Below are 19,459 nucleotides of genomic sequence, written 5' to 3' on the forward strand. Positions count from 1 at the left end.
CCCCACGTAATACGACACGTAATACGACCATTCTAGACCCGCTCGCCGCATGAATGATCACCGCGGCGTATGACTATTCACTCATGCGCGAGGGTGGCGACCAGGACCGCCTTGATCGTGTGCATCCGGTTCTCCGCCTCGTCGAAGACGACCGAGTAGGCGGACTCGAAGACCTCGTCGGTGACCTCAAGCGAGGTCAGCCCGTACCGCGCGTGGATGTCGCGGCCGACCCCGGTGCCCAGGTCGTGGAAGGCGGGCAGACAGTGCAGGAACCGCACCTGCGGGTTGCCCGTGGCGTGCAGCACGTCCATGGTCACCGCGTACGGGCGGAGCAGCGCGATCCGCTCGTCCCAGACCTCCGTCGACTCCCCCATGGAGACCCAGACGTCGGTGGCCACGAAGTCCGCACCGCGCACGCCTTCGGCGACGTCCTCGGTGAGCGTGACACGGGCGCCCGAACCCGCAGCGAGCCGCCGCGCGTGCGCCACGATCCCCTCGGCCGGCCACAGCGCCCGCGGCGCGACGATGCGGACGTCCATGCCCAGCAGGGCGCCGGTGATCAGGTACGAGTGCCCCATGTTGGCGCGCGCGTCGCCGAGGTAGGCGTACGCCGTCTCGGCCAGCGGCTTCGTGCCGTGCTCGACCATGGTGAGCACGTCGGCCAGCATCTGGGTGGGGTGCCAGTCGTCGGTGAGCCCGTTGTACACGGGCACGCCGGCGTGCGCCGCCAGCTCCTCGACGACGGACTGGCCCGCGCCCCGGTACTGGATCGCGTCGAACATCCGGCCCAGCACGCGGGCGGTGTCCTTGACCGACTCCTTGTGCCCGAGCTGGGAACCCGCCGGGTCGAGGTAGGTCGTCGAGGCGCCCTGATCGGCCGCCGCGACCTCGAACGCGCAGCGCGTACGCGTCGAGGTCTTCTCGAAGATCAATGCGATGTTCTTGCCGGACAGCCGCTTGACCTCGGCGCCGGCGCGCTTGGCGGCCTTCAGCTCGACAGCGAGCTCCACCAGGCCGACGAACTCGCCCGCGGTGAGGTCGAGCTCCTTGAGGAAATGACGGCCGTAGAGGTCTGTCGCCATGGCAGGCTCCTAGGTCGCAGCGTTCGGGAACTCCGGAAGCATATACGAATAACAGCATTTATATGCAAGCGGGTGTGGGGCCGCTCCCCGCCCCCGGCCCCTGCCCCGGTTTCCGCCCCTGTATCTGCCCCAGTTCCCGTGCCTGCTGCTGTTCCTGTCCCCGTTCCCGCTTCTGCTTCCTGTCGCTGCTTCCTGTTCTCTCCCTCCGCTTCTGCTTCCCGTTCCCGCTTCCCGTTCCTGCTCGGGTTCCTGCTCGGGTTCCTGTTCCGGTGGGGCGAGTGGTTACGGGAGCGGCCGGGGCGGCCCCGTGCTCACACCGCGTCCCGCTCCACGGGGCAGCTCATGCAGCGCGGGCCGCCCCGGCCGCGGCCGAGTTCGCTGCCCGGGATGGTGATCACCTCGATGCCGCACTTGCGCAGATACGTGTTGGTGGTGGCGTTGCGCTCGTACGCGATGACCACGCCCGGCTCGACGGCCAGCACGTTGCACCCGTCGTCCCACTGTTCGCGCTCCGCCGCGTGCACGTCCTGGGTCGCGGTCAGCACCCGGATCGAGTCGAGCCCGAGCGCCGCGGCGATCGCCCGGTGCATGTGCTCCGGCGGATGGTCGGTCACCTTGAGGTCGCGCTCTTCGACGCCCGGCTCGATGGTGTACGAGCGCAGCATCCCCAGGCCCGCGTACTGGGTGAACGTATCGCCGTCCACCATCGTCATCACCGTGTCCAGGTGCATGAACGCCCGCCCCTTGGGCATGTCGAGCGCCACGATCGTACGGGCCGACCCGGCCGCGAACAGGCCGCGCGCCAGCATCTCCACCGCCTGCGGCGTGGTCCGCTCGCTCATCCCGATCAACACCGCGCCGTTGCCGATGACCAGCACGTCACCGCCCTCGATGGTGGACGGGTACGCGGCCTGCCCCTCCGACCACACGTGGAAACCACCGGCGGCGAACAGCGGGTGGTGCCGGTAGACGGCCTCGTAGTGCACGGTCTCGTGCCAACGCGCGGGCCAGCGCATCGCGTTGATGGACACACCGTCGTACACCCAGGCCGAGGCGTCGCGCGTGAAGAGGTGATTGGGCAGCGGATGGACCACGAAGTCGTCCGGGTCCATCGCGTGGAAGCGCACCGAGACCGGCTCCGGATGGCGCTCCAGGAACTCGCGCTTGGTCTCCCCGCCGACCAGCGCCTGCGCCAACTCCGGTGCCGACAGTTCGTCGAAGGCCGCCCGCAGATGGTCGGTGGCCAGCGGCCCGTACTCCTTCTCGTCGAATACCCGGTCGAGCACCAGCGCCCTCGCCGCCGGCACCGCGAGGCTCTCGGCCAGCAGGTCACCGAAGAGGTGCACCTCGACGCCCCGGTCGCGCAGCACGTCGGCGAACCCGTCGTGCTCCTGTCTGGCCCGGCGCACCCACAGCACGTCGTCGAAGAGGAGTGCGTCCTTGTTGGTCGGAGTGAGCCGCTTCAGCTCCAGGTCGGGGCGGTGCAGTATGACGCGGCGCAGCCGCCCGGCCTCGGAGTCGACATGGAATCCCATGTCCCTATCCTCACCCCAAGCCAGCGCCCTGAACATCGCTGGCGACACGGACCGTGCGCCCGGCGTACGCCCCCGGCCGGACGCGGTGGACCAGGCAGGGTTCCCGGGCCACCCGGTCACAGGTGGTGCGGCGCGGTGCCTGCGGGCCCGCCCCACACCACCCCGCGCCGGGCGCACCGGCGACGCCGACGCGCCCCGGCCGGGCCCGCCGGGCCCACTTGCCGACATCTGTCGGAAACCCGAACGGCCCTGACGGGCGGCCCGGCGCGGCGTCTGCCTGCCTGCCTGTCGCACGCAGCACCGACCGCCGGGCGCTCACCGCGGGCTGCCGCCGCCGTACGGGCGAACGCCGCTCGCCCGTACGGCCCCACACCGGCCTACAGCCGCGGGTCGACCGGCTCGGACTCCAGCGCCAGGACCGCGAACACCGCCTCGTGCACCCGCCACAGCGGCTCCTGCGCGGCCAGCCGGTCCAGCCCTTCGAGGCCGAGCGCGTACTCGCGCAGCGCCAGCGAACGCTTGCGGTGCAGGTGCCGCGACCGCAGCCGCTCCAGGTTCTCCGGCCGGGTGTACTCGGGCCCGTAGACCAGGCGCAGGTACTCCCGGCCGCGGCACTTGAGGCCGGGCTGGGCGAGCTTGCCCGCCGCGGTACGGGCAGCCGCTTCGACCGGTTTGACCACCATCCCCTCGCCACCGGCCGCGGTCAGTTCGAGCCACCATTCGACGCCCGCCGCCACCGACGCCTCGTCCTCGGTGTCGACGAAGAGCCGACGCGTGGGGGCGAGCAGGCCGCCGCGGCCGGGCCCTGCGGCGGCTGGCCCTGCGGGTGCGTGAGGTGCATCAGGTGCGACGGGGGCGTGGGGTGCGTTAGATACGTGGGGTGCGTCGGGTACGTGGGCCATGCCGGTCCCGTGAGTCGCAGAGGCCGCAGGGGTCGCAGGGGTCGCAGGGGTCGCAGGGGTCGCAGCAGCGGCATCGGCCGCCACCAGCCGGTCGATCAGCTCCAGTTGCGCGTCGTGCGGCAGCAGCGCGAGGTTGCGCCCCTGCCCGGCCAGGAGTTGGAACGGGGCGAGCCGCACCCCGTCGAGATCGCCCAGAAGGCCCGCACCGCCCGCATCGCCCGCACTGCTCGTACCGCTCGTACCGCTCGTACCGCTCGTACCGCTCGTACCGCCCACGCGCCAGCAGTAGCGGCGGTACGCGTCGGTGAACGCCTGCGCGTCGGCCGCACGTCCGCGTTGCCGGTCCAGGAGTTCGGTCACGTCGACGCCCCGGGCCGCCGCCGCTTCCAGGGCCGCGACGGCACCGGGGAAGGCGGCCCGGGAGGCCGCGCCGACGGCCGCGTACTGGGTCCGCAGCAGCCCGTCGGCCTTCAACGACCACGGCATCAACTCGGCGTCGAACAACAGCCAGTCCGTGTCGAGCTCTGCCCACAGGCCGGCCCCTTCGACGGCAGCGGCCAGCCGGTCCAGCAGCGACGCGGTCAGGCCGGGGTCGGTGAAGAAGGGGCGCCCGGTACGGGTGTGCAGCACGCCCGGCACGCCGTCGGTGGCTCCGAAGCGCTCCCCGGCCACCGTGGCGTCCCGGCACACCAGGGCCACGGCCCGCGAACCCATGTGCTTCTCCTCGCACACCACCCGGCGCACCCCCTCGGCGCGGTAGGCGGCGAACGCGTCGGCCGGGTGCTCCAGATAGCCGTCCGCCGTGGCGGTGGGGCACGGCGCCATGGTCGGCGGCAGGTACGCCAGCAGGTTCGGGTCCACCGCGAACCGGCTCATCACCTCCAACGCAGCCGCCGCGTTCTCCTCCTGCACGGTGACCCGACCCAGTTCCTTGGTCTCCACCGTGCGCCGCCCGATGACGTCGTTGATGTCCAACGGGCGGCCGTCCGCACCGCCCGAAGCGTCGCTGGCCAGCGGCTTGACCGGGGCGTACCACTCCCGCTCGGCGGGCGTGCTCACCAGTTCCCGCTCCGGCCAGCGCAGCGCGGTCAGCGCACCGCCGAAGACGCAGCCGGTGTCGATGCAGGCCGTGTTGTTGAGCCAGCGCACCCGCGGCACGGGCGTGTGGCCGTAGACGACGGCGGCCCGGCCCCGGTAGTCCTCGGCCCACGGGTAGCGCACCGGCAGCCCGAACGCATCGGTCTCGCCGGTCGTCTCGCCGTACAGCGCGAAGGACCGCACCCGGCCCGACTGTCGGCCGTGGTACTTCTCCAACAGACCGGCGTGCGCGACCACCAGCGCGCCGCCGTCCAGTACGTAATGGCTGACCAGCGAGCGGATGAAGGCCGCGGCCCGGCCCCGGAACTCCGGGTCGACGGCCTCCTCCCTGGTCAACTGCTCGATGGTCTCGGTCAGGCCGTGCGCGATCTTCACGGTGGTGCCGGCGAGGTAGCGGCCGAGCTTGTTCTCGTGGTTGCCGCAGACGCAGAGCGCCGTACCGGACTCGACCATGCCCATGACCAGCCGCAGCACGCCCGGGCTGTCCGGTCCGCGGTCGACCAGGTCACCGACGAACACCGCCGTGCGGCCCTGCGGATGCACGGCGTCCACCGCGCGCCCGCCCGCGTCGCGGCGCAACTCGTACCCCAGGTCGCCGAGGAGGGTCTCCAACTCGGACCGGCAGCCGTGGACGTCGCCGATCACGTCGAACGGGCCGGTCAGGTGCCGCAGGTCGTTGTAGCGCCGCTCGCGCACGACGGTCGCCGACTCCACTTCGGCAACGCCGCGCAACACGTGCACCGCGCGGAACCCCTCCCGCTTCAAGTGGCCGAGCGAGCGGCGCAGTTCGCGCTGGTGGCGCTGGATGACGTGGCGCGGCAGTCCGGCGCGGTCGGGGCGCGCCGCGTTGCGCTCGGCGCACACGCCCTCGGGCACGTCGAGCACGATCGCCACCGGCAGGACGTCGTGTTCCCGGGCCAGCGCGACCAGGTCCTTGCGGCTCGCGGACTGCACGTTGGTCGCGTCGACGACGGTCAGCCGCCCGGCGGCCAGCCGCTTGCCCGCGATGAAGTGCAGCACGTCGAACGCGTCGGCGCTGGCCCCCTGGTCGTTCTCGTCGTCGCTCACCAGACCGCGGCAGACGTCCGACGACACCACCTCGGTCGGCTTGAAGTGCCGTGCGGCGAAGGTGGACTTGCCTGACCCCGTGGCCCCTACCAGCACCACGAGCGCCACATCAGGCACCCCGAGAACCTGTTCCTCACGCACCGTTTCCCCTCTCGCCCCATTGACCCCACTCGCCCCACTCATCGCGCGTCCCCCTCGCCCCGCTGCCGCTCCGCCGCGGGGTGCGCGGCGGGTGGGGGTGGGGTGATGGTTGGGTGTGAGGTGGCTTCTGGGGCAGTTGGGTGTGGAGTGGTTGGGAGTGAGGTGGTCGAGTGTGTGGCGGTTGGGTGTGGGGACGACGCCGGTGGTGCGGTCGGTCGTGCCGGGGCCGCACCCGTGGTCGCGCTCCGTGTCGTGCCCGGGGACGTCTCCTCCGGCGCGCGCAGGATGAAGAGCGCCAACTGGGTCGGCGCACCCACCTCGGGGTCATCGGGGCCCACCGGCCGGAACTCCACCCCGTACCCGTACCGCAGGGCCACCGCATCGGCCCAGGCCCGGAACTCCCGGCGAGTCCACTCGAAGCGGTGGTCGGTGTGGCGCAGTTGCCCGGGGGCGAGGCCCGCATAGCGCACGTTGTACTCCGCGTTCGGCGTCGTGACGATCACCGCGCGCGGCCGGGCCGTCGCGAACACGGCATGGGCCAGCGTGGGCAGCCGCGGCGGGTCGACGTGCTCGATCACCTCACTGAGCACCGCCGCGTCGTACCCCTGCCACCGGGCATCGGAGTACGCCAACGAACCCTGCACCAGCCTGACGCGGGCCGCCTCCCGCTCGGAGAGCCGGTCGACGTGCAGCCGGCGGGCCGCGGCACTCAGCGCCCGCTGCGAGACGTCGACGCCCACCAACTCCGTGAAACGCGCATCCGGCAGCAGCTCGGCCAGGAGTTGGCCCGAGCCGCACCCGAGGTCGAGCACCCGCGCCGCCGCCACCTCGTGCAGCACCTCCGCGATCGCGGCCCGGCGCCGCGCCGCCAGCGGAACGGGCGCCTGCTCCGTGTCCGCGCACTCGTCCACCGCGTTGTCCACTTGCTCCGGCGCGGTGTCGTCCGCCACGGCCAACCGCACCAGCTCCAGCCGCTCCAACGCGTCCCGCGTCAGCGCCCGACTGCGCGCCAGGTAGCGGTGGGCGATCAGCTCCTCCTCCGGGTGCCCGGCGAGCCATCCCTCCCCGGACCGCAACAGCTTCTCCACCTCGTCCGGCGCCACCCAGTAGTGCTTGCCGCCGTCGAGCACCGGCAACAGCACGTACAACTGCCGCAGCGCATCGACCAGCCGGGCCCGCCCCGTGAGGACCAGGTGGACGTAGTCCGCATCGCCCCACTCGGGAAACTCCGCGTCCAGTGGTACGGCCGTCGCCCGCACCTGCCACCCCAGCGGCGCGAACAGCCGCCGCACCAGCTCCGCCCCACCACTCACCGCCACCGCAGGCACCTCGATGCGCAGCGGCAACGACCGCTCCACCAACTCCGGACGCGCCACGCACCGGCCCTGGAGCGCCGTCGCGAAGGCCGCCCGCAACGCCACGGCCAGCAACGACGAGGCGGCGTACGGCCGGTCGTTGACATAACTCCCCAGGTCCGCCGCGGTCGGCCCCGCACCACGCCGGGCCCCCGAACCCTTCCCCCGCCCGCCCCGCACCAACGCCACCGCATCCACCTCGTACACCAACGCCACAGTGCAGCGCTCGGGCGACGCCTCGGGATAGAAGACATGCGCCACACCGTGCGCGGTGGAAAACCGCTGGGCCTTCTCCGGATGCTTGTGCAGCAGGAAACCCAGGTCGGTCGCGGGCAGTTCGGAGCCACCAGTGGTGGTCAGAGATAAGAACACACGCCCGAGTATCGCCGGGAACGGCCCCTCACCCCACCGAATTCCTTTACTGCGTTCCCTTGCTGCGTTCCCTTGCTGTGCTCTCTTGCTGCCTTCCCCCGCCGCGCTTCCCGCTTCTTCTCCTTGCCGCGCTTCTCTGTCGCTTTCCTCTTGCCGGGTCCTGCTGCCTCGCTCTGCTGTTCTTTCCGCTTCTATTCCGGTGGGGGCTCAGGCGGAGGCTTTGTCTGGCCTGCTGAGGTTGCGGCTTCGCTCTCCCCCCGGGGCGGGGGGCTCCCCCTCCCCTCCCCTCCCCCCCCTCTCCGCCCCCACACCCACCCCCACCCCACCCCACACCCGCCCGCCCCTCACCCGTCCCCGACCGCAAGCGCAAGCTCCGCGATGTGGCCTGGGCCCACTCGGCAGCAGCCGCCGATCAGTCGCGCCCCGTGGGTCCGCCAGGCGGCGACCCGCGCCGGGTCGAAGGTGCTCCGACCGCGCCAGTCGTGCGCGGTCGCGTCCCACTCCTCGCCGCTGTTCGGGTAGACCACGACCGGTTTCCCCGTGACCCGCGCCGCCAGCCGCACGGCGTCGTCCGCATCGGCCGGCGTGCAGCAGTTCACGCCCACCGCGATCACCTGGTCGTGGCCGGCCACCAGTGCAAGGGCCTGTTCCAACGGCTGGCCGGCCCGCGTGCGGTTTCTCTGCACGCTGTACGAGAGCCACACCGGCACGTCACATCCCTCGGCAGCCCGCAGCATCGCTTCTGCCTCGTCGACGTCCGGCACCGTCTCCAGGGCCAGGGCGTCTGGCCGGGCGGCGGCCAGGGCCGCTATGCGCGGCCGGTGGAACTCCGTCAACTCCCGCACGCTCAGCCCGTACCTGCCGCGGTACTCGCTCCCGTCCGCCAGCATCGCCCCGTACGGCCCCACGGACCCCGCCACCCACACGCCTCCAGCCCCCGCCCCCGGCCCCACACCCGCATCCGCACCCACACCCGAGCCACCAGGGCCGTGCGGCCCGGCCCCGCCCCCGGGCCCAGCCCGCGTCGTGGCCTCGGCTCCTGCTTCTGCCGCCGCCTGCCGGGCCAGGTGAACGCTCCGTCGGAGCAGTGCGTCCACCTGGCTCCGGCCCAGGCCCCGGCGGGCGAAGCCCTGATAGCTGGCCTGGTAGCTGGCGGTGATCAACACCCGCGCGCCCGCCCGTACGTAGGCCGCGTGGGCCGCCACGATCTGCGCCGGATCGTCCACCAGCAGCCGGGCGGACCAGAGGTCGTCCGGCAGGTCGCAGCCCTGCGCCGCCAACTGGTTGGACAGCCCGCCGTCGAGGACGACCGGGCCCCGGGCGAGGGCTTCGGCCAGGGAGGGCGGAGGGGCCGCGGGGCAGGGCTGCGGAGCGTGCCGCTCCGGCCCGGCGGGCGGCTCGGCCCCCCGCGGTCCGGTGGCTGGCGGTTCGGCGACGGGTGTCACGGCCGCGGTCCTCAGCCGAGCTGTGTCTTCACCTGGGACGCGATCAGGTCCAGGTGGTCGAGGTCGTCCAGGTCGAGGATCTGGAAGTAGATGCGGGAGGCGCCGATCTCCGCGTACCGCCCGATCTTGTCCACCACCTCGGCCGGTGAGCCGGCGAGTCCGTTGGCCTTCAGCTCGTCCACCTCGCGCCCGATGACCGCGGCGCGGCGGGCCACCTCGCTGTCGTCCTTGCCGACGCAGGCCACCAGGGCGTTGGAGTACACCAGGTCATCGGCCTTGCGACCGACCGCCTCGGCCGCCGCCCGCACCCGACCGAACTGCCGGTCGCTGTCCTCGACGGAAGCGAAGGGGATGTTGAACTCGTCCGCGTACTGCGCGGCCAGGCGCGGGGTGCGCACCGCGCCGTGGCCGCCGATGAGGACCGGCACCTTCTGCTGGGCTGGCTTGGGCAGCGCCGGCGACTCGGTGAGCTGGTAGTACGTGCCGTCATGGCTGAAGGTCTGGCCGACGGGGGTCTGCCAGAGGCCGGTGACGATCGCCAACTGCTCCTCCAGGCGCCCGAACTTCTCCTTCGGGAAGGGGATGCCGTACGCGCGGTGCTCCTCCTCGAACCAGCCGGAGCCGAGCCCCAGCTCGATCCGGCCACCGGACATCTGGTCGACCTGCGCTACCTGGATGGCCAGCACGCCGGGGAGGCGGAAGGTGCCTGCGGTCATCAGGGTGCCCAGGCGGATGCGGCTGGTCTCGCGGGCGAGGCCGGCCAGGGTGATCCAGGCGTCCGTCGGGCCGGGCAGGCCGTCGACGCTCCCCATGCGCAGGTAGTGGTCGGAGCGGAAGAAGGCGTCGAAGCCCAGGTCCTCGGTGGCCTTGGCAACGGTGAGCAGGGTGTCGTAGCTCGCGCCCTGCTGGGGTTCGGTGAAGATGCGTAGATCCATGGTCTCCATCCTGCCTGCTTTGGGGCATGCCGCCGACATGCCCCGATCCGTGTCAGACCGGTCGCGGAACCGGTGGGTCCGGGCCGGTGCGGCGGCGCCCGTACGGGGCCCGGGGTGTGCCCGGGTTTTCCCGGGCACGGTGCCCGCCAGGCCGGCCGTGGCGCCGGAGCCGATACCGGCACCGGCCTCGGTGTCGGTGTCGAACGGGGTGTCGACGTCAGGCCCGGCGTGCTCGGGCCGAGGTCGTGGTGTCAGGTGTGCGGTGCCGCGCGGGCGTGCCGGGGCTGGGCTGCGCGTGCCGTGGTGGCGCCCAGCCGTGGTCGGGCGGTGGCGAGGGCGGGGTAGGGGGCGGTCCGTGCAGGGGGTGGGCGTGCGGGGTGCGCCCTGGTCAGGCGGCGCCGCCTGCCCGGTGGGTGGAGAACTCGCGCAACATGCCGAAGACGCGGTCCCGCGATTCGTCGGCGGCGTCGACGGCCTCCACGCACTGCCAGTACAGCCCCTCGTCGGCCACGCAGGCCACCTCGACCAGGGCTATGCCCACGTCGCCGAGCAGGACCCCCAGTGCGAGCAGGACGCGCTGGGGATCGCGCACTTCCGTCAACTGGGAGGCACGTATGGCACCGCCCCGTTGGAGCGTCGTATGACCGGATGCGGGGCGTCGCAGGGCGCCGCACGCCCGGCCGCCCGCCTCGCTGAGCCCCTCGGCCTCCCAGCGGGTCACGGGGGAGGCGCTGCCCGCGAAATATCCCCCGATCACCTCCGCGAGGGCCTGCGCCTGCCATGCTTCGGCCACGATGTCCTGCACGGTCTGTGACCGTGTCAGGGCCGATCGAGTGGCCTCGATGAGCCGCATCGCCTCCATGACCCCTGCCCCTCTCCGCCGTATGCACCGCGTCCGCCGCGTCCAGCACGTCGCTCGTGTCACCGAGCAGCCAACTGTCTGCTACCCAGAGTGATGAATGACAGGCGGGAAAGCCAGGGGAATTCAGGAATCTGTGGACAACAGTTACGCCGCAGATAACTTTCTCACTACATAGAGTGACGATCTTCGCTGGAGGGTGCGGCCATGCGGCGTGCCGGGAACCGTAGTTCGTTGCGCTCGATCTTGGCGGCGAGCGCGGTCAGTGGGTCGATGCCCAGGGTCTGGCAGAACTGGAGGAGGTAGGCGAGCACGTCGGCCACCTCGTCCTCGACGCGGGCGGCGGCTCCGGCGTCGGCCATCACCTCGGCCGACTCGTCCGGCGTCAGCCACTGGAAGATTTCCACGAGTTCGGCCGCCTCGACGCTGAGTGCGGAGGCGAGGTTCTTCGGCGTGTGGAAGCGCTGCCAGTCGCGGGCCGCCGCGAATTCGGCCAGCCGACGCTGGAGAGCGTGCAGGTCAGGATCGGTATGGGGTGCCTTGGTCACGCCCCAGGTCTACCACTGTCAGCCCGCGCACCCCGAACGAGCCCGCCTCCCCGCCGTCCCGCCGGCTGCCGCTCCGACGCCCCGTGCCCGCCGCCCCCACCGCGGCGGGCACGGGGCCCGCTCCGCCGGCCACGGCGGCACCGGCCTCAACGGGCGCCCCAGCCGACACGGACGTCCCGGGCGCCCCGGCGGCTGCGGCGCCGCGCGCCCCACCGCTCGCGGCACGCGCACCGGGCACGGCAGGCTCGGGGGGCCGTTCCGCGGCGGCGTCCGGCACCGGGAGCGGTACTGCGTGGACGGCCCCGACCAGCCTGATGTGGCCGCGTTCGCACATCCGCCCGGCGAGTTCGAGGAGCAGTCGCGCCTGTCGTGCGTCCAGGCAGCGGTCGAAGCCGTCGGCCAGGACGGTCAGCGTCTGGAGTGCGGGCAGCACGTCGGCCACCGGATCGACGTCCAGTACGCCGGGCCCGGTGAGTAGGACCAGGGCGAGCCCCAGGTAGCGCAGTTCGCCGTCGCCGAGCCGGTCCACGGGCATGCTTCCGAACTCGCCGCGGCCGAGCACCGCGCGCAGGCCGGCGCCGCTGCGCCCGGTGCCGGTGCCGCCCCCGCTGCCGCGTCCGTCGCCCGTGCGGGCCTGGCCGCCGGTGGTGCGCGGGCCGTGGGGTGCGATGCGGCCGTCGCTCTCCGTCGGGCCACTCCGCGCGCCCGTACGCGCGTCCGCTCCCGCGCCCTCGACCGTGAGTTCCTTGACCGCCGGGCCCGCGCAGCCGTCCCGTACGGCGGTGACCAGCGCGGCGTGCCGGGTGCCGCACTCCTTGTGGGTGCGGTACAGCACGGCGGCCAGGTTGTCGCAGGCGCTGCGGAGTTGTCCGTCGGAGCGCATGGCGGGGCCTCGCATGGATTCGGGGCGCGGGTCGCAGGGGAAGACCGAGCGCAGCGCAACCACGATCTGTTCCGCGGCGGCGAGTGCGAGGCGCTGGCCGGCGGTCTTGCCGGCGATGCGGAGCGGCAGCAGGGCGGTGGCCAGGCGGTCGTCGGGGAGCGGGGCGCGGGTGACGGGGACGGCGCCCGCCGTGTACCAGGCGGCCTGTACGGTGCGCCGGCCCGGGTCGCGGAGCGCCGTCTCCAGCAGGACTTCGCCGGCGCCGGTCATGCGCTCGCCCACGATGCGCAGTTCGGGTTCGGCTTGGACGGCGACGTCCAGGCGTACGGGGCCCACCGTGCCGTCCACGGTGCAGCCGATGCGGAAGCCGCGGCGGCCCTGTGCGTCGGGGCGTGCCTGGTGGGGGACGCAGCCGACGGGGTCGGGGAAGACGTCGGCGAGTCCGTCGCCCGCGGCGAGCCTGGCGAGGGCTCCGTAGGCTTCGAGTGCGCTGGATTTGCCACTGCCGCTGGGGCCGGTGAACAGCGTCACCGGTCCCAGCGGGAAGACCGCGCGCCGGTGCGTCTTGTACGCCGAGAGCCTCAGTTCGGTTACGGCGGGCCGCTGGCCTGATGCGTTCATGGCGGGGAAGGTATCGCCGCCGGTTTTCGCCGAACCGTTTGCTCGTTGACGGTTTCCTACGAACGGGGGACGGAAGCCCCTGTCACGGTGGTGAATGCGGGGCGCAGTTCGGGGCCGTCCACCTCGGTGCCGACCGGGGAGAGCAGGAAGACGTTGGTGTCCACGCGGTGCATGCCGCTGCCGAGCCCGAAGACGACTCCGCTGGAGAAGTCGAGGATGCGCTTGGCGACGTCCGCCTCGGCTCCCGTCAGGTCGAGCAGGACGGGTATTTGGGCGATCAGGTACTCGGCGACCTCGCGCGCGTCGGCGAAGGTCTGTACGCGGAGGACGACGAACTGGCGCAGGTCCTCCTCGGGCTCGTCGTCCGGGAGGGCCCGGTGGTGGGGCCAGGACGGCCAGGCGTTGTTGCTGCGCAGCGGGACGACTTCGGCGAGCCCTTCCCACTGTTCGTCGGTGACGTCGTGACGGTTCACCGGTTCACCCCAAAGGCGTGCTCGCTGGATATCTGCATCGGGCGATTCTAGGTATATGTGCGGCCGTGCCTCGTACACCGACACAGGTGGTGGCGGCGGGAGTGACGTAGGCAACGGCCGGGGACGGGACCGGGGCCGGGGTGCGGCCCCGGCGCGGCGACCTTGGGGGGCCGCCGCGCACCGCGTCCCCCGACGCCGTGCACCGCAGGCTCCGCGGTCCCGTCGTACCCGCTCCACGCCGTGTGGCTGGAGCTTTGAAGGTGCCGACCCCCGTCGGCACCTCCCCCGTTGTGGCTCCAGCCACCAGCGCGGCCCATGCGCGCCGGTGCTCGGACGCGGGGCCGGGGCGACGTCGGCCCGGTGGCCCAACGGTTGAGCCGGCGCGGGTAGGTCCCCGCCGACCCCCCGTACCGCCGTGGCCACCGGCACGTCGCGCCGGCTCCGTCCAGAGCGCCGTCCCCGGGAGCAACCCGTCCCGGGGCAGCGCGAATGGGAAGAGGCGGCAGTGAGCCCCCGTTTCTTGCTTCCCCCGACACCGCCGCCTCTGCCCCCGCAGCATCACATGCCAACGGGGCAAAACTCAACGTCGTGTTGAGTTTTGTCGAAACTGCGTTACGAGCCATTCGAACAGCTACGGTGAGCCGCATGGACGACAACGGGGACGAAGCGCTGCACAGTACGTTGCCTCCGCCGGCGGAGGTCAGGGGGCGACGGCGCCCCCGGCTCAGCCGGGGGGACCGTAGGGAGGCAGCCATCCTCGACAGCGTCGTCGAACTCCTGCGGGAGCGGCCCGCGCGGAAGATCACCATCGAGGAGATCGCCAAGGGCGCCGGGCTCTCCCGCCCCTCGGTGTACTTCTACTTCGACAGCAAGCAGGCCATCATCGACGCCGCCGTGCAGCGGGTGATGGGCACTCTGCTGTCGACCGCGGCGGCCGTCGCCGGGGACGAGGAGGTCACGCTCCAGGCTTCGCTCGACGGTCTGATCAACAACGTCCTGGACACCTGGGTGGAGCACGGTTCGTTGTTCTGCGCCGCCATCGACTACGTGGGCCGGGACATGGAGGCGCGGATAGCGTGGCGGGACGCGTTGGAGGCGGGAGCGGTCGAACTGGCCGCGATGCTCGAACGCGACCGCGGCCGTGGTCTGGTCAAGCCGGGCGGCGACGCCCGGGCGCTGGCCGTGGCGGCGCACTGGATGGTCGAACGGAACTGCTACATCCTCTTCAGCCGCGAGCACACGCCCGCCGAGGAGGAGGCGTTGCGCACCACGATGGTGCTCAGTGCCCGGCGGCTGCTGGGGCTGCCCGACCCCGCGGGCACGGTGTAGGCGCGTACGCGGTCCGGTCGGGCCCGGTTCGAAATGGTTAACCCTGGCTCAGGCCGGGCCGGTTGGGGCTGGTTGAGTTGAGGCTGACCCGTTTGAGGGGTCCGGTCGGGTCCGATCTCGTACGGCCTCATCCGGCCCCGCCCGGTCTCATGGGGTGCGACTCGATCTGGTCCGGTTCCGTCGTGGCGGCGCGGTCTTCGTGCGGTGGTCGGTTCCCGCCGCGTACGCTCCTACGTCCGTCCCCTCCGGTGCGGTGCCCGCCACGTGCGGTGCCGGGCCGGGCAGCCGAGAGCGGCCCCGGAGTGTCCTCCCGGGGCCGCTCTGGTGTGCGGCGGGCCGTGCCTGCCGTGGGGCGCTCTGGGCGCCAGGGCTCACTGGTTCCCGAAGATGATGGAACCGTTGAAGCTGTTGATGGCGTTGTGGTTGAAGCTGTCGTCGATCGAGGTCTCGACCTCCGTGCTCCAGATGCGCTTCCACACGTTCACGTTCGTGGTGTCGTTGTCGTTGTGCACCGCCTGACCGCTGTGTGCCTCCGCCGATACGGCACCGGCCAGCGAGAGACCGGCGACGGCGAGCGTGATCAGGACGGGGCGGATGACAGAGCGCATGGCGTTCCTTTCCGAGGCGAGTGGTGGCAACACCGTGCGCGCCCGGGCGGAGCCCGTACGACCCGACACGCGCAGGCGCTGCGGCGCACCCCTCGCTCGGACCAATCCGCGACCGCCCGCGGCCCCGGGCCGCGGTCGCCCCGGGGGTCGCCGGCCGGCTCGGTCAGCTCGCCGTCCAGGCCCCGTCGAGCGGCAGCGAGGCGCCGGTGAGGAAGGACGCCTGCGGGGTGCACAGGTAGGCGACGGCCTCGGCGACCTCGGCGGGTTCCAGCAGGCGCTTGATCGCCGAGTCGGCGAGGAGTACGTCGGTGACCACGCGGTCGGCCGGGATGCCGTGGGCCGCGGCCTGGTCAGCGATCTGGCGCTCCACCAGCGGGGTCCGTACGTAGCCGGGGTTGACGCAGTTGGAGGTGACGCCGTGCGGGGCGCCTTCGAGCGCGGTGACCTTGGACAGGCCCTCAAGTCCGTGCTTGGCCGCCACGTACGCCGATTTGAAGGCCGAGGCGCGCAGCCCGTGGACGGACGAGATGTTGACGACGCGGCCCCAGCCCCGCTCGTACATGCCCGGGAGCGCGCCCCTGATCAGCCGGAAGGGCGCCTCCAGCATGACCGTCAGCACGGTCGAGAAGACCTCGGGCGGAAACTCGTGGATCGGCCGGACCAGTTGCAGCCCGGCGTTGTTGACCAGCACGTCCACGCCTTCCGCGGCCCGCTCCGCGGCATCGAGGTCGGTCAGGTCGAGCGGGACGGGCAGCATCTCGCCGGCGGGCGGTGCGGCGCTCGCCGCGTTCGCGGAGCTCGTTGTGCTCCCGGAGTTCGCCCCGTTCGTCGCGCTCCCGGTGGCGCCGGCATCGGCTGTGGTTTCGGCTGATGCAGTCGATTGGGCTGATGCGGCCGATGCGGCGGCGTTGGCGCTGGCCAGCAGGGCCGTCAGCCCCTCGGCGTCCCGGTCCACCGCCCGCACCTGCGCGCCGGCCGCCACCAGTCGTAGCGCACAGGCCCGCCCGATGCCGCTGGCCGCTCCCGTGACCAGCGCCGTACGTCCCCGCAGGTCGAGGGAGACGGCGGCGGGCTGACCGGACTGACCGAGCTGACCGGGCTGAATGGGTGACAGGTTCATGGCCGTCACCCTAGGTCGGGGCCGGTCACCACCGCAGCAGGTCGCGCTGACCACGGCCGGTCGCGCGGGCCGCCGCCGCGGACTGTGAGGTGCATTGGCGTGCGGCGGGGAGCGCGGACCGGATGGAGCGCCGCCGGCCGGGTGCGGCAGCACGAGGCGTCGCACTACGGAGCGAGGCAGCACGGCGGGCGTGGGGCAACGCGGAGCGCCGTACCAGGGAGCGGGCGGCACGGCGCACGACGGCGACGGCGGCGACGGCGAAGCAGCAACAGCAGCACCGGCGCCATAACTCAGTTGCCCGCCGCGGTCGGGCTCTGTTGCACTTTTCCTTGGCGGCCGGATCGGGCCCCGCACCCTTTGGCGTGCCCGGTCGGCGGGCGCCCGTACGCGCTGCGCGTTCCGGGTACGGACCGTAGGCCGCGCTTCCCAGCCATCCGCCGTGCAGCGGCGTCCCCAGGAGACGATCATGCGACTCACAGCCATGTCCCACTCGCAGGTAATGACCAACTCTGCTAAGGACATGACACATCTTGCACACCGTGAACCTGGGCATCCTCGCGCACGTCGACGCCGGTAAGACCAGCCTGACCGAACGGCTCCTGCACACCGCCGGGGTCATCCCGGAGGTCGGCCGGGTGGACGACGGCAACACCCAGACCGATTCGCTCGCCCTTGAGCGGCAGCGCGGCATCACCATCAAGGCCGCGGTGGTCTCCTTCCCCATCGGCGACCTCGCGGTCAACGTCATCGACACCCCCGGGCACCCCGACTTCATCGCCGAGGTCGAGCGGGTGCTGAGCGTCCTGGACGGGGCGGTGCTCGTGGTCTCCGCGGTCGAGGGCGTGCAGGCACAGACCCGGGTGCTGATGCGCACCCTGCGCCGGCTGCGCATCCCCACGCTCGTCTTCGTCAACAAGATCGACCGCTCCGGTGCGCGCGAGGGCGCGTTGCTGCGCGAACTCGCCGCGAAGCTCACCCCGGCCGTACTCGCCCTCAACACGGTGCGCGGCCTCGGCACCCGGGACGCGCGCTCGCTGCCGTACGACAGTGCGGACGCGGGCTTGCGGAGCGCGCTGCTCGACACACTGACCGCCTACGACGAACGGCTGCTCGCGGAGTTCGTCGCCGATGAGGCGCGGCTGGACGACGCACGGCTGCGGGCCGAGCTGGTCACGCAGACCGGTCGCGGGCTGCTGCACCCGGTGTTCTTCGGCTCTGCGCACACCGGGGCCGGGGTGGCGGAGCTGACCGCCGGGATCACGGAGTTGTTGCCCCGCGCGCGGGGCGAGCGGGACGCGCCGGCCACCGGCACGGTCTTCAAGGTCGAACGCGGCCCCGCCGGCGAACGGCTGGCCTATCTGCGCCTCCTGGCCGGCACCGTCCGCGCCCGGGACCGCCTGTGGTTCGGTGAGCCGCGCGCCGCGACCCCGCGGGGCGAGGCCAAGGTCACGGCGGTACGGGTGTTCGCGCCCGGGCCCGGCGGGCAGGCCGCGGTGCTGACCGCGGGCCAGATCGGCGCGGTCCGGGGGCTGACCGGCGTCCGGATCGGCGACGTGATCAGCGCGGTGGAAGCCCAGCCATCGACACCGACGCCCACAGCAGCACCGGCCGCGGCCCCCCTTGGCGCGCCACCAGGCGCCGAGCCGCCGCCCACGGGGCCAGGGGCGGTGGACAACCGCCCTCGGGGCTGGGCCGCAGGCGCGGGGACGACCGGGCAGCACTTCGCGCCGCCGACGCTGGAGACGGTCATCGCCCCGCACCGCGCCACCGACCGTCCCGCCCTGCACCTGGCGCTCGCCCAACTCGCCGAGGCAGACCCACTGATCAACCTGCGGCAGGGCGGCGACCGGCAGGAACTCTTCCTCTCCCTCTACGGCGAGGTGCAGAAGGAGGTCATCGAGGCAACGCTGGCGCAGGAGTTCGGGGTGGCGGTCGTCTTCCGCCGGACCAGCACCATCCACGTGGAGCGGGTGATCGGCAGCGGCTCGGCGGTGGAGGTCATGCACGCGCCGGGCAACCCCTTCCTGGCCACGGTGGGGCTGCGGGTGGAACCGGCGGCCGAGGGCAGCGGGGTCGCCTTCCGGCTGGCCGTCGAACTCGGCGCCCTGCCACACGCGTTCACCAAAGCCATCGAGGAGACCGTGCGGGAGACCCTCGGACAGGGCCTGTACGGCTGGGCGGTCCCCGACTGCGTCGTCACGCTCACCCGCTCCGGCTACGCGGCGCGGCAGAGCCACGCCCACGGGGTGTTCGACAAGAGCATGTCGAGCACGGCCGGCGACTTCCGCAAGCTGACCCCGCTGGTGCTGCTGACGGCGCTGCGCCGCGCCGCCACCCGGGTGCACGAGCCGATGCACCACTTCCACCTGGAGGTGCCCGCCGACACGGTGGGCGTGGTGCTGCCCGTTCTGGCCCGGCTCGGGGCCGTGCCGCGCCCGCAGGCCGTGCGCGGCGAGTACGGCGTACTGGAGGGGGAGATCCCGGCGGCTGCGGTGCACGCCCTGGAGCAGCGGCTGACCGGGCTGACCCGCGGCGAGGCCCTGCTGGACTACTCCTTCGCCGGCTACCGCCCGGTCCACGGCGCCCCACCGACCCGGCAGCGCACCGATCACGACCCGTTGGACCGCAAGGAGTACCTGTTGCGCGTGGTACGGAACGTCACCGGGGGCACGACAGGGCGCTTGGGGTAGGTGGGGCGGGTGGGGCGAAACGGATGGCCAGGGCGGTTCGTGGTGGGTAAATCAGCCCCATCAGCGGCCATTTGGGCGTGACTTCGACGTGTTCGTAGGCGTTGGTCCGGACATGAAGATGCTCGACCTATTCACCGTGGCATCTGTCGTCGCAGGTGCCGTCACGGCTGTGGGCGCTCCGTTGGTCCAGGACGACCTGCCCGGCATCGATTGGGGCAAGGCACTGAGTCGGTCCGAGGCACTCGGGGACCTGAGTGACCGGCCCGCCGAACACTCCGCGTCCGAGGCCGACTCCCCCCTCTCACCCAACGCCCCGCGCACCACCTGACAGCGCGCAGGGCCCTATCCCCCGCCGGCTCCCCCACCGGGGCACGCCTCCGCACCACGCGGACGCG

15 protein-coding genes are annotated in these 19,459 nt (G+C 72.5%); 3 read left to right on the top strand and 12 right to left on the bottom strand.

Annotated elements, in window-relative coordinates:
• Window positions 1–77: 77 nt before the first annotated feature.
• From argF to ACMA1D_RS07360, 10 genes are all read right to left on the bottom strand, one after another.
• Window positions 78–1,082 carry an ornithine carbamoyltransferase gene (argF, locus tag ACMA1D_RS07315; RefSeq protein WP_414723055.1) on the bottom strand — a complete coding sequence of 335 codons (1,005 nt, stop codon included), beginning with the start codon at window positions 1,080–1,082 and terminating at the stop codon, window positions 78–80.
• 311 nt (window positions 1,083–1,393) lie between these two features.
• The gene (locus ACMA1D_RS07320; protein ID WP_414723056.1) at window positions 1,394–2,617 is read right to left on the bottom strand and encodes an arginine deiminase; all 1,224 of its coding nucleotides are present in this window, start codon (window positions 2,615–2,617) and stop codon (window positions 1,394–1,396) included.
• A gap of 377 nt (window positions 2,618–2,994) precedes the next feature.
• Window positions 2,995–5,868 carry a polynucleotide kinase-phosphatase gene (locus ACMA1D_RS07325; RefSeq protein WP_414723057.1) on the bottom strand — a complete coding sequence of 958 codons (2,874 nt, stop codon included), beginning with the start codon at window positions 5,866–5,868 and terminating at the stop codon, window positions 2,995–2,997.
• Complete coding sequence (locus ACMA1D_RS07330) at window positions 5,865–7,553, bottom strand: 3' terminal RNA ribose 2'-O-methyltransferase Hen1 (RefSeq protein ID WP_414723058.1); 1,689 nt, start codon at window positions 7,551–7,553, stop codon at window positions 5,865–5,867. The genes ACMA1D_RS07325 and ACMA1D_RS07330 overlap by 4 nt, the downstream gene beginning before the upstream one ends.
• Before the next feature lie 344 nt (window positions 7,554–7,897).
• The gene (gene mmuM, locus ACMA1D_RS07335; RefSeq protein ID WP_414723090.1) at window positions 7,898–8,890 is read right to left on the bottom strand and encodes a homocysteine S-methyltransferase; all 993 of its coding nucleotides are present in this window, start codon (window positions 8,888–8,890) and stop codon (window positions 7,898–7,900) included.
• A gap of 119 nt (window positions 8,891–9,009) precedes the next feature.
• On the bottom strand, window positions 9,010–9,933 hold the full coding sequence (locus ACMA1D_RS07340; protein ID WP_414723059.1) for an LLM class F420-dependent oxidoreductase: 924 nt from the start codon (window positions 9,931–9,933) through the stop codon (window positions 9,010–9,012).
• Window positions 9,934–10,321: 388 nt separating this feature from the next.
• Window positions 10,322–10,795 (bottom strand): DUF6099 family protein, encoded by a 474-nt coding sequence (locus tag ACMA1D_RS07345; protein ID WP_414723060.1) that lies wholly within the window; start codon window positions 10,793–10,795, stop codon window positions 10,322–10,324.
• Between the two features lie 167 nt (window positions 10,796–10,962).
• On the bottom strand, window positions 10,963–11,340 hold the full coding sequence (locus tag ACMA1D_RS07350; RefSeq protein WP_414723061.1) for a nucleotide pyrophosphohydrolase: 378 nt from the start codon (window positions 11,338–11,340) through the stop codon (window positions 10,963–10,965).
• Window positions 11,312–12,844: an ATP-binding protein gene (locus ACMA1D_RS07355; RefSeq protein WP_414723062.1), complete on the bottom strand. Its 1,533-nt coding sequence runs from the start codon at window positions 12,842–12,844 to the stop codon at window positions 11,312–11,314. The genes ACMA1D_RS07350 and ACMA1D_RS07355 overlap by 29 nt, the downstream gene beginning before the upstream one ends.
• Window positions 12,845–12,900: 56 nt before the next feature.
• Window positions 12,901–13,317: a cell division protein SepF gene (locus ACMA1D_RS07360; RefSeq protein WP_349993376.1), complete on the bottom strand. Its 417-nt coding sequence runs from the start codon at window positions 13,315–13,317 to the stop codon at window positions 12,901–12,903.
• 645 nt (window positions 13,318–13,962) lie between these two features.
• Between ACMA1D_RS07360 and ACMA1D_RS07365 the strand changes: the two genes are divergently transcribed.
• Window positions 13,963–14,646, top strand: a complete 684-nt coding sequence (locus ACMA1D_RS07365) for a TetR/AcrR family transcriptional regulator (RefSeq protein ID WP_414723063.1) — start codon at window positions 13,963–13,965, stop codon at window positions 14,644–14,646.
• 371 nt (window positions 14,647–15,017) lie between these two features.
• On the opposite strand, the gene ACMA1D_RS07370 is transcribed toward ACMA1D_RS07365, so the two are convergent.
• Together ACMA1D_RS07370 and ACMA1D_RS07375 are read right to left on the bottom strand one after the other, a co-directional pair.
• Window positions 15,018–15,254 carry a hypothetical protein gene (locus ACMA1D_RS07370; protein ID WP_349993378.1) on the bottom strand — a complete coding sequence of 79 codons (237 nt, stop codon included), beginning with the start codon at window positions 15,252–15,254 and terminating at the stop codon, window positions 15,018–15,020.
• 163 nt (window positions 15,255–15,417) lie between these two features.
• Window positions 15,418–16,374: an SDR family NAD(P)-dependent oxidoreductase gene (locus ACMA1D_RS07375; protein WP_414723064.1), complete on the bottom strand. Its 957-nt coding sequence runs from the start codon at window positions 16,372–16,374 to the stop codon at window positions 15,418–15,420.
• A gap of 530 nt (window positions 16,375–16,904) precedes the next feature.
• Here ACMA1D_RS07375 and ACMA1D_RS07380 point away from each other — a divergent pair.
• Together ACMA1D_RS07380 and ACMA1D_RS07385 are read left to right on the top strand one after the other, a co-directional pair.
• Window positions 16,905–19,064 (top strand): GTP-binding protein, encoded by a 2,160-nt coding sequence (locus ACMA1D_RS07380; RefSeq protein ID WP_414723065.1) that lies wholly within the window; start codon window positions 16,905–16,907, stop codon window positions 19,062–19,064.
• 169 nt (window positions 19,065–19,233) lie between these two features.
• Window positions 19,234–19,392, top strand: coding sequence for a hypothetical protein (locus ACMA1D_RS07385; protein WP_414723066.1), 159 nt, complete (start codon window positions 19,234–19,236; stop codon window positions 19,390–19,392).
• Window positions 19,393–19,459: the final 67 nt, after the last annotated feature.

This window comes from Streptomyces sp. 796.1 (assembly GCF_047525675.1).
Lineage (GTDB): Bacteria > Actinomycetota > Actinomycetes > Streptomycetales > Streptomycetaceae > Streptomyces.

Excerpts from the sequence above, each read along its gene's own strand:
- argF (WP_414723055.1), bottom strand. The coding sequence starts at position 1,082 with ATGGCGACAGACCTCTACGGCCGTCATTTCCTCAAGGAGCTCGACCTC.
- ACMA1D_RS07320 (WP_414723056.1), bottom strand. The coding sequence starts at position 2,617 with ATGGGATTCCATGTCGACTCCGAGGCCGGGCGGCTGCGCCGCGTCATA.
- ACMA1D_RS07325 (WP_414723057.1), bottom strand. The coding sequence starts at position 5,868 with ATGAGTGGGGCGAGTGGGGTCAATGGGGCGAGAGGGGAAACGGTGCGT.
- ACMA1D_RS07340 (WP_414723059.1), bottom strand. The coding sequence starts at position 9,933 with ATGGATCTACGCATCTTCACCGAACCCCAGCAGGGCGCGAGCTACGAC.
- ACMA1D_RS07345 (WP_414723060.1), bottom strand. The coding sequence starts at position 10,795 with ATGGAGGCGATGCGGCTCATCGAGGCCACTCGATCGGCCCTGACACGG.
- ACMA1D_RS07355 (WP_414723062.1), bottom strand. The coding sequence starts at position 12,844 with ATGAACGCATCAGGCCAGCGGCCCGCCGTAACCGAACTGAGGCTCTCG.
- ACMA1D_RS07365 (WP_414723063.1), top strand. The coding sequence starts at position 13,963 with ATGGACGACAACGGGGACGAAGCGCTGCACAGTACGTTGCCTCCGCCG.
- ACMA1D_RS07370 (WP_349993378.1), bottom strand. The coding sequence starts at position 15,254 with ATGCGCTCTGTCATCCGCCCCGTCCTGATCACGCTCGCCGTCGCCGGT.
- ACMA1D_RS07375 (WP_414723064.1), bottom strand. The coding sequence starts at position 16,374 with ATGAACCTGTCACCCATTCAGCCCGGTCAGCTCGGTCAGTCCGGTCAG.